At 71.5% G+C, this 9,249-nt stretch carries 9 protein-coding genes and 1 pseudogene; 3 read left to right on the forward strand and 7 right to left on the reverse strand.

What is annotated here, in order from left to right; genetic code table 11:
* Positions 1-324 (reverse strand): DivIVA domain-containing protein (locus tag GT354_RS56435; RefSeq protein ID WP_237534552.1); only part of this gene is annotated, 324 nt, incomplete at its 3' end.
* Positions 325-549: 225 nt separating this feature from the next.
* On the opposite strand from GT354_RS56435, the gene folP reads away from it, so the two are divergent.
* Positions 550-1,362, forward strand: coding sequence for a dihydropteroate synthase (folP, locus tag GT354_RS09265; protein ID WP_161355794.1), 813 nt, complete (start codon positions 550-552; stop codon positions 1,360-1,362).
* Between the two features lie 150 nt (positions 1,363-1,512).
* On the opposite strand, the gene GT354_RS09270 is transcribed toward folP, so the two are convergent.
* The 5 genes from GT354_RS09270 to fdxA form a co-directional block, all read right to left on the reverse strand.
* Positions 1,513-2,931 carry an alkaline phosphatase PhoX gene (locus tag GT354_RS09270; RefSeq protein ID WP_161355788.1) on the reverse strand — a complete coding sequence of 473 codons (1,419 nt, stop codon included), beginning with the start codon at positions 2,929-2,931 and terminating at the stop codon, positions 1,513-1,515.
* Between the two features lie 113 nt (positions 2,932-3,044).
* Complete coding sequence (locus GT354_RS09275) at positions 3,045-3,812, reverse strand: TIGR00730 family Rossman fold protein (RefSeq protein ID WP_161355789.1); 768 nt, start codon at positions 3,810-3,812, stop codon at positions 3,045-3,047.
* 75 nt (positions 3,813-3,887) lie between these two features.
* Entirely contained in the window at positions 3,888-4,949 is a 1,062-nt protein-coding gene (gene dapE, locus GT354_RS09280; RefSeq protein WP_161355790.1) for a succinyl-diaminopimelate desuccinylase, read from the reverse strand.
* A gap of 160 nt (positions 4,950-5,109) precedes the next feature.
* Complete coding sequence (gene dapC / locus GT354_RS09285; RefSeq protein WP_346011948.1) at positions 5,110-6,180, reverse strand: succinyldiaminopimelate transaminase; 1,071 nt, start codon at positions 6,178-6,180, stop codon at positions 5,110-5,112.
* Between the two features lie 92 nt (positions 6,181-6,272).
* Positions 6,273-6,599, reverse strand: a complete 327-nt coding sequence (gene fdxA / locus GT354_RS09290) for a ferredoxin (protein ID WP_161355791.1) — start codon at positions 6,597-6,599, stop codon at positions 6,273-6,275.
* Positions 6,600-6,779: 180 nt separating this feature from the next.
* On the opposite strand from fdxA, the gene GT354_RS09295 reads away from it, so the two are divergent.
* Together GT354_RS09295 and GT354_RS09300 are read left to right on the forward strand one after the other, a co-directional pair.
* Positions 6,780-7,739 (forward strand): GNAT family N-acetyltransferase, encoded by a 960-nt coding sequence (locus GT354_RS09295; protein ID WP_346011949.1) that lies wholly within the window; start codon positions 6,780-6,782, stop codon positions 7,737-7,739.
* The gene (locus GT354_RS09300) at positions 7,736-8,572 is read left to right on the forward strand and encodes a transglutaminase-like domain-containing protein (RefSeq protein WP_161355792.1); all 837 of its coding nucleotides are present in this window, start codon (positions 7,736-7,738) and stop codon (positions 8,570-8,572) included. The genes GT354_RS09295 and GT354_RS09300 overlap by 4 nt, the downstream gene beginning before the upstream one ends.
* A 31-nt stretch (positions 8,573-8,603) precedes the next feature.
* On the opposite strand, the pseudogene GT354_RS09305 reads toward GT354_RS09300, so the two are convergent.
* A pseudogene (locus GT354_RS09305) lies at positions 8,604-9,249 on the reverse strand (hypothetical protein); the annotation flags it as partial.

The following is a 9,249-nucleotide window of genomic DNA, read 5'->3' on the forward strand; positions in this document are numbered from 1 at the left end:
CGCGCCCACCGGGCCCGCGACCACGATGCCGGCGGGCGTCGTACCGGCGAGCTTGTACTCCAGTTCGAGGATGCGCGCGTCACGAGCGGCGAGTTCGCTCGTGAGCCGGTCCAGGACGTCGTCCACCTCGCTCATCCGGTAGCCGCGAAAGACGACCGGGAAGCGGATGTGGTCGACGTCCGCGCTCGTGAGCGGGTGGTCCTCGGGCATCCGCAGCTCGGGCTGTTCGCGGTACGCGTCGGGGAGGGAGCCACCCGCCCCGAGCACCACCGCGGCGATCGTGAAGATCACCCCGGTCACCACGACAAGCTGGATCCAGAACACGGACGGCTCCCCTTCGACGGCGGGTTCGGATGGTTCAGGCGATTCGGGTGATTCAAGTAACAGGTGACCCGGGTCGCTTCGGGAAGCCCCCGGGTCGGCGCACGGGTCGATCGTGCCACGATCAAGGGGTCAGGTGGCACGTGCAGGGTGTGGTGGGTGGAGGTCGACGGGGTGACGACACTGAGGTTGGGCCGGCGTGAGTTCGATGGAGACGAGTTGGTGATCATGGCGATCATCAACCGCACACCGGATTCGTTTTTCGACAAGGGCGCGACATTCGACGACCGACCGGCCCTGGAAGCGGTCGATCGAGCGGTCGCCGAGGGCGCGGGAATCGTGGACATCGGCGGCGTCAAGGCCGGCCCCGGCGCCGAGGTGGACGTCGCGGAGGAGATCCGTCGGACGGCGTCCTTCGTCGCCGACGTGCGCCGCGCGCATCCCGACGTGGTGATCAGCGTCGACACCTGGCGACACGAGGTCGGCGAGGCCGTCTGCGAGGCGGGCGCGGATCTGCTGAACGACGCGTGGGGCGGTGTCGATCCCAAGCTCGCCGACGTGGCCGCGCGCTACGACGCCGGCATCGTGTGCACGCACGCGGGCCGGGCGCAGCCGCGCACCCGCCCGCATCGGATCGGCTACGTGGACGTGATGGCCGACATCCTCGACGTCACGGTCGGGCTCGCCGAGCGCGCCGCGTCGCTCGGGGTGCGCCGTGACGCGATCATGATCGACCCGGGCCACGACTTCGGCAAGAACACGCGCCACTCACTGGAGGCGACCCGCCGACTCGGCGAGATGGTCGACACGGGGTGGCCGGTGCTGGTGTCGCTCTCGAACAAGGACTTCGTCGGCGAATCGCTGGACAAGCCGGTGAACGAGCGCCTGCTCGGCACCCTGGCCACCACGGCCGTCAGCGCGTGGTTGGGCGCTCGGGTGTACCGCGCCCACCAGGTCGCGGAGACTCGCCAGGTGCTGGACATGGTCTCCACGATTCACGGCACCCGTCAGCCCGCCGTCGCCCGCCGCGCACTGGCCTGAAGCCGGCACCCGGCCGGGACCCGGCCCACAGCCCGGGCCCGGCCACGCAGCCCGGGCCCGGCCCCGGAACGCGAACGGTCCCGGAGCCGAGGGAGCGAATCCGCCGATTCGCCCCCTTCGACTCCGAGACCGGGTCGAGGCGTGAACTGCTCAGCAGCGCTTCCAGGGGCCCTGGATCGCGTACATCGTGCCGGGGGTCTGCACGTTCGCGAAGAGCGTGCGGCCGTCGTCGGAGAAGACCGGACCGGTCATCTCGCTGCCGCCGGGGGCGTCGTTGCGGGCTATCGGGTAGGTCTTGCCGTCGTCGGTCGCGCCGAGGAGGTGCTGGATGCCCTCGCCGTCCTCCGAGATGATCACGCCGCCGTGCGGGGAGACGCTGATGTTGTCCGGGCCGTCGAACGGGCCGTCCACGTCCGGGGTGGTGTTGACGCCGAAGCGCAGCTTCAGGGTCAGCCGCGAACGCTTCGGGTCGTAGAACCAGATCTGGCCGTCGTGCGGCGTACCCGGGCTCTCCTTGCGCGCGAAGCTCGTGACGACGTACGCGCCGCCGTCGCCCCACCAGATGCCCTCGATCTTGCGACCGCGGGTGATGTCCGTGTCGGTGAACTGCTTGCGCACCGAGACGGTACGCGCGTCGCGGTCCGGAACCGCGACCCAGTTCACCGCGTAGGTGGTGCCGATCTCGGTCGCGCGGGACAGGTCGTCCACGTGCCGACCGCCCGAGTCCTTGCAGTGCATCGCGGCGAGCACACCGGCGTTGTCGGCGAGCTTGCGCAACCGGCCGCGACCACCGTCGAAGTGGCGCGGGGGCTCCCAGCGGTAGAGCAGACCGTTGGGGTTGCCGGCGTCCTCGGTCAGGTACAGGTGGCCGCGGCGCGGGTCGACCGCGACGGCCTCGTGGGCGAACCGGCCCAGTGCCTTGATCGGCTTGGGGTCGCGGTTGGCCCGGCGGTCGTACGGGTCCACCTCGAACACGTAGCCGTGGTCCTTGGTCGCGCTGCCCTGGCCGGCGAGCTGCTCGGTCTCCTCGCAGGTCAGCCAGGTGTCCCACGGGGTGACACCGCCCGCGCAGTTGGTGGCGGTGCCGGCGACGCCGACGTACTCGCGGATCCGGCGACCGTAACGGTTGACCTCGACGACGGTGCAACCGCCCGCGACACCCTCGTCGTAGGTCAGGCCCGCGAGGTGCGGAACCGGCAGCGGGGTGTCCTTGAGCGAGCCACCGAGTTCGTGGTTGTTGACCAGGACGGTGCCGCCGCCGCGCAGCTTGAACGCGCCGGTGCCGTCGTGGTTGCTCGGAGTGACCTCGCCCGACTCGAGCTTGGTGACCCCCGCCTCGGTGACGATCGTGTACGAGAAGCCCTTCGGCAGCGCGAGCCGGCCTGCGGGGTCGTTGACCAACGGGCCGTAGCCCGGCTGACGCGGCGGGCGGCCGTGCCCACCGTGGCGCGAATCGGCGGACGCGGCGGACGCGTTCGGGGCCAGCAGCATGCCGGTGCTGCCGATGAGGGCGACACCGGCCCCGGTGGTGGCGGTGCGGCCGAGGAAGCCCCTGCGGGACAGCGACATCGGGTTTCTCCCGTGACAGGCAGGAAATATCAGGACGCCCCTACGCTTTCGCCCCCCGGTGTCCCGCAAGTGAACGCGGCTGGGCGTCCGAATGCCCGTCAGGTGGCAATTGTTCAGCCTGCGGCGCGCCGCTCGGCCTCCTCCTTGTCGGCGCGTGACACGGCCTCGGCCTTGGCCGGACCCAGGTCGGCGTCGCGGATGATCCGCACCGCCTCGTCGACGTCGTCGGTGAGCCGGATCAGGTCGAGGTCGGCGGGCGACGCCTTGCCCTGCGCGATCACCACGTCGCGCAGCCAGGTCAGTACGCCGCTCCAGTAGTCGCGGCCGATCAGCACGACCGGGAAGTGCGTGACCTTGCCGGTCTGTACGAGGGTCAGCGCCTCGAACAACTCGTCGAGCGTGCCGATCCCGCCGGGCAGCACGATGAAGCCCTGGGCGTACTTCACGAACATGGTCTTGCGCGCGAAGAAGTAACGGAACGTAATGCCGCGGTCGACGTACGGGTTCAGGCCCGACTCGAACGGGAGCTTGATGCCGATGCCGACGGAGACCCCGCCGGCCTCGCGCGCGCCCTTGTTGGCGGCCTCCATCGCACCGGGACCACCGCCGGTGATCACCGCGTAGCCGGCCTCGGAGAGCGCGCGGCCGACCCGTTCACCGGTTCGATACTCGTCGGATCCCGGTTCGGTCCGGGCGGACCCGAACACGCTGACCGCCTTGCCCAGATCGGCCAGCATGCCGAACCCGTCGACGAACTCGGACTGAATGCGCAGCACCCGCCACGCCTCCGTACCGAGGTGGCCCATGCCGGGGTGTTGTTCCTCGACCTCGCTGGGCGAGGCGAACTCGGGGGGCTCCTCCGGAGCGAAACGCGCGTCCATCGGGTCAGCCTGTCACGCCCGGACTCGGCTGCACCGGATTTGCGCCACGCGCACGCCGGCGGTTCGGGTCGACGATCACGCGAGCCAGTTGCGCAGGCGTGCCTCGCTGTCCCCGATCAGGGCGATCTCGACGTGTTCGTCCCGCTTGTGCGCCAGATTCGGGTCTCCCGGGCCGTAGTTGACCGCCGGGATACCCAGAGCCGAGAACCGCGCGACGTCGGTCCAGCCGAACTTGGCGCGCGGCGTGGTCCCGATCGCGGCCACGAACGCCGCGGCGGCGGGCCGGTCCAGGCCCGGCAGCGCGCCGGCCGCCGAGTCGGTGAGGACCACGTCGAAACCGGCGAAGACCTCGCGCACGTGATCGAGCGCCTGTTCGGCGCTGCGGCTGGGGGCGAAGCGGAAGTTGACCGTGACGGTGCACGCGTCGGGGATCACGTTGCCCGCGACGCCGCCCTCGATCCTCACCGCGTTCAGACCCTCGCGATATTCGAGACCGTCGATGACCACCTTGGCCGCCTCGTAGCCCTGGAGGCGGGTCAGGATCGGGGCCGCGCCGTGGATCGCGTTGTCGCCCAACCACGAGCGGGCCGAGTGCGCGCGCTCGCCCTTCGTGGTGATCTGCACGCGCAAGGTCCCCTGGCAACCGCCTTCGACCGCGCCGCCGGTCGGCTCCATCAGCACCGCGAAGTCGGCGACGAGCCACTCGGGGTGGTTGTCGGCGAGCCGCAGCAGCCCGTTGCGGGCCGCCTCGATCTCCTCGCAGTCGTAGAACACGTAGGTGACGTCGCGGTTGGGCTCGGGCAGGTGCGCCGCGAGTCGCAGTTGGACGGCGACCCCGCTCTTCATGTCGGACGTACCGCACCCGTACATCAGCGGGCCCTCGATCCGCGACGGCACGTTGTCCGCGATCGGCACGGTGTCCAGGTGACCGGCGATCAGGATCCTCTCGGACCGCCCGAGTTCGGTCCGCGCCACGACCGAGTCGCCGTCCCGGAACACGCTCAGGTGCGGATACGTGCGCAGCGCCGCCTCGACCGCGTCGGCGAGCACCTTCTCGTCGCCGCTGACGGACGGAATGTCGACGAGCTGCGCGGTCAACGCCGCCGCGTCCTGGGACAGATCAAGGGTGACGGTCATACCGACACCCTACGACGACGAAAACCGGCGAAACGATCCCGGCGCCGCGGACACCGAAGGGTGATTCGGTGCCCTCGACGCCGGGATCATCTCCGCCGGCTCGCGGTGAACCGGAACGGGCCGAATCGAGCCGAATCGAGCCGGAACGAGCCCGATCGGGTCAGGACTTCAGGCGTTCCACCCCGGCTGCGACACGCTCGTCGGTCGCGGTCAGGGCGATGCGCACGTGGCGCTCGCCCAGGGGGCCGTAGAAGTCGCCCGGGGCGACCAGGATGCCGCGTTCGGCGAACCAGGCCACCGTGTCCCAGCAGTTCTCGTCGCGTGTGGTCCACAGGTACAGGCTCGCCTGCGAGTGGTCGATCCGGAAGCCGGCCGACTCCAACGCGTCCCGCAGGGCCGTACGCCGGGCCGCGTAGCGGGCCTTTTGCACCGCCACGTGCTCGTCGTCGGCGAAGGCGACGGTCATCGCGGCCTGTACGGGCGCCGGCACGATGTGCCCCGAGTGCTTGCGCACCGCGAGGAGTTCGCGCACCACCGCGAGGTCGCCCGCGACGAAGCCCGCGCGGTAGCCGGCCAGGTTGCTGCGCTTGGACAGCGACTGCACCGCCAACAGGCCCTCGTGCGAACCACCGCTCACGTCCGGGTGCAGCACCGACACCGCCTGGGCCTCCCAGCCCAGTTCGATGTAGCACTCGTCGGACACCACGAGGATGTCGTGGGCGCGCGCCCACTCGACCACCGCGCGCATGTCGGCGGCGGTGCGCACCGCGCCGTGCGGGTTGGCCGGCGAGTTGAGCCAGATCATCCGCACGCCGGCCGGGTCGGGCAGCGTGCCGTCGACGACCGCGAGCGGGGTCGCGCCGGCCAGGCGCGCGCCCACGTCGTAGGTCGGGTAGGCGAGCGCCGGGTGCGCGACCGTGTCACCCGGGCCCAGGCCGAGTTGGTTGGGCAGCGCGGCGACGAGTTCCTTGGTGCCCACGACCGGCAGCACCGCGTCGGGGTCGGCGTCGGTGACGCCGAGCCGGCGCCGCAACCAGCCGGCGATCGACTCGCGCAGTTCGGGTTTGCCGTACACCGTCGGATAGCCCGGCGCGTCCGCGGCCGCGCACAACGCGTCGCGGATCAGCTCGGGAGTGGGGTCGACGGGCGTGCCCACCGAGAGGTCGACGACGCCTTCCGGATGCGAGCGCGCGCTCGCCCCGAACGGTTCGAGTCGGTCCCACGGGAACACCGGGAGCAGATCGGTGACCCGCCGCGCCCCCCGGCCCCGCGCCGGGGCGGGGACGAGGGGAGCGGGTGCACCGTGGTGCGAGAGAACCACGTCTACTCGGCCTGCGCCTGCGGCGGCAGTGCGGCGATCAGCGGGTGGTCCTTGGCGATCAGACCCATCTTCGAGGCGCCGCCCGGGGAGCCGAGGTCGTCGAAGAACTCGACGTTGGCCTTGTAGTAGTCCTTCCACTGCTCCGGGGTGTCGTCCTCGTAGAAGATCGCCTCGACCGGGCAGACCGGCTCGCAGGCGCCACAGTCCACGCACTCGTCGGGGTGGATGTACAGCGCACGCTCACCCTCGTAGATGCAGTCGACGGGGCACTCCTCGATGCATGCCTTGTCCTTCAGGTCGACGCAGGGCTGCGCGATGACGTAGGTCACGTCGGGTTCCTCCTCATGCGGGCGGTACAGGGTGCGCGGGAGCGCGGCAACGTCGGTGCCCGCAACTAGTATCGCGGTGGGCCGGGGCCTACTCCTAGCAGGTGGCCCTTACCTGTGGGCCGGGAACATGTCAGCAGACTTTCGCGGACGAGGTCAGCACGGATCGGGGATGCCGGACAGGTGAAGAGGATCACACCACAGGACGTGGGCAGGCGCGTGTCCCTGCGCCGTGAGCTGCCCGCCGGCTCGGGGGCGACCTACGGCGACGTGGTCGGCGACCTCGTGGACTGGACCGAGGGTGTGCTGACAATCACTCGCAGGGACGGCAGTATCGCCCGGGTGGCCGAAGCCTCCGTCGTCGCCGCCAAGGTCGTTCCGCCGACGGTGTCGCGGCTGACCCCCGCCCGGCTCCAGGACATCGCCAATCGCGCGTGGCCGAGTCTGGAGAGCGCCGCGCTCGGCGACTGGTTGCTGCGCTCCTCGGAGGGATTCACCCGCCGGGCCAACTCGGTCCTGGTGCTCGGCGATCCCGGCCTGCCGTTCGCGCAGGCACTCGATCGAGTGAATGCCTGGTACGGCGAACGCGGGCGTCCGGTGCTCTTCCAGATCCCGCACGACGACCCGACCGACGCACTGCTCGCCGACCTCGGGTGGCCGCCCGAGGGCGACTCGCTGATGCGCACCGGGCGGCTCGTGCGGGTGCTCGACGTGTTGCACGACGTCGATGCGAGCGGTGTGCACGTCGACGACACGCTCACCGACGCGTGGCTTTCGGCCTACCACCACGTCGGGCAATCGCCCGGCAGGGCCGAGCGGCACGTGCTCCAGGGACCGCCGGGCACACTGTTCGCGACCGTGCCCGATCCGGCGGGCGGCCCGCCGGCGGCGATCGGTCGGGTGTGCGCGCAGGGGCGCTACGCGGGCTTCTCCGCGCTCGAAGTCGCCCCGGACCATCGCCGCCGGGGTCTGGCTCGCACGGTGATGCGCGCGCTGACCGATCACGCCGTCGCCCGCGGCGCGAGCACGGGGTGGCTCCAGGTCGAGTCCGACAACGAGCCCGCGCGCGAGCTCTACGACGGGCTCGGCTTCACCGACCACCACGGCTACCACTACCGCCGGCCGCCGGTCGTCCGCCCGTGAGCCGAGAAAATCCCCGCGACCGGTTCGCGGCCGTCGTCCGGGCCCCCGACGTGGACCTGGCCGAGGCCGCGCTGCTGATGGGCGTCGAGGTCGACGCCGAGTTCGATCCGGCCGAGGGGATCGCCGAGTTGGAGCGGCTCGCCGCGGCCGTGCGCGCCCGGGTGGGTCCCGCGTACGACGTGACCAAGGCGGCCGAGGCGCTCGCGCTCGTGCTCGGTGGCCGGGCCCGGTTCTTCGGACAGGAGTCCGACTACGCGGACCTGCGGTCGTCGTTGTTGCACGAGGTGCTGCGCCGGCGGCGCGGGCTGCCGATCCTGTTGTCGATGGTGTGGATCGACGTGGGCCGGCGCGCGGGCCTGCCGGTGTACGGGGTCGCCCTTCCGGGGCACTTCGTGGTCGGCATCGGCGACCCCGACGGCGAGTTCGAGTTGGCCGACCCGTTCCACGGCGGCGTCCCGCTGTCGGTGTCCCGCGCTCGCGAGTTGGCCGCGGCGGCGGGTGGGCATCCGGGCGATCCGGCGCTGTTGCAACCCGCGCGGCCGACGGCGATCCTGCTGCGCGTGCTCAACAACATCCGCGCGTGGGCCGCCCAGCCCGAGCGCGGCATCGAGGGCGCGTGGACGCGCTTGTGGGCGGTGGAGTTGTCCCTGCTGCTGCCCCGACACCCCGCGGCGCTGCGCCACGAACGCGGCTCACTGCTCGCGCGGACCGGACAGTTCGCGGCGGGCGCGCAACAGTTGGACGACTACGCCGACCTCGTCGCCCGGATCGACCCGAAGGTCGCCGAGACCGCCCGCGGCGAAGCCAAGGCGGCCCGGGCCCGGTTGAACTGAGGGCCCCACCCGAGGGCCCCGGCGCCGGCGTTCAGCCGCCCAGTATCCGCAGGAACGCGTCGAGGTCCGCCGAGACCCCGCCGCAGCCGGGGTCGGCGCCGATCTTCGGGCCGTCGGCGCACGGGCCCTCCCGCGTGGGCGACCACCACGCGATCCGGCCCAGGTGCACACTCTTGGCGAACTCGGTGAACCGGCGGGCGTCGTCGAGGGTGAACACCTCGCCCGGCACGTCGTTGCGGCCGATCATCACCGACACGGAGATCCGGCTCCAGGCCTGCCCGTCCGTCAGGTGCGGCCACACGTCGCGGATCTGCGCGTGCGCGGTACGGGCCGCGTCGATCGCGAACTGGCCCATCCGCCCCTCCGGCCGGGGCGCGAGCGCGGCGCCGTAGTTCAGCGCCTTGATGTTGACGTAGTCGACGTCCACCTGCTGCTCGGCGGCGTCGCGCAACAGCGCCTTGGCCTCTTCCCCCAGGCCGAGCGTGGGGTCCACCGGCAGCGTGTACGTCACGTGTACGGGGTTGTCCGCCGCCTTCCCGGCGTCCTGCAGCAGCCGCAGCGCGGCGTTGCGGCGTTGCACCGTCTCCGCGCCGACCAGCGAGCGCCCCTCGACGGCCAGGTCGATGCGGTCCGCCTTCGTCGCGTCGAGTACCTGCCGATAGGCGGCCGCGAGGTCC

Origin of the sequence: Streptomyces sp. SID3343 (genome assembly GCF_009865215.1) — a bacterium.
In the GTDB taxonomy this organism is placed as follows: Bacteria; Actinomycetota; Actinomycetes; order Streptomycetales; family Streptomycetaceae; genus Embleya.

Excerpts from the sequence above, each read along its gene's own strand:
- GT354_RS09275 (WP_161355789.1), bottom strand. The coding sequence starts at position 3,812 with ATGGACGCGCGTTTCGCTCCGGAGGAGCCCCCCGAGTTCGCCTCGCCC.
- folP (WP_161355794.1), top strand. The coding sequence starts at position 550 with ATGGCGATCATCAACCGCACACCGGATTCGTTTTTCGACAAGGGCGCG.
- dapE (WP_161355790.1), bottom strand. The coding sequence starts at position 4,949 with ATGACCGTCACCCTTGATCTGTCCCAGGACGCGGCGGCGTTGACCGCG.
- GT354_RS09270 (WP_161355788.1), bottom strand. The coding sequence starts at position 2,931 with ATGTCGCTGTCCCGCAGGGGCTTCCTCGGCCGCACCGCCACCACCGGG.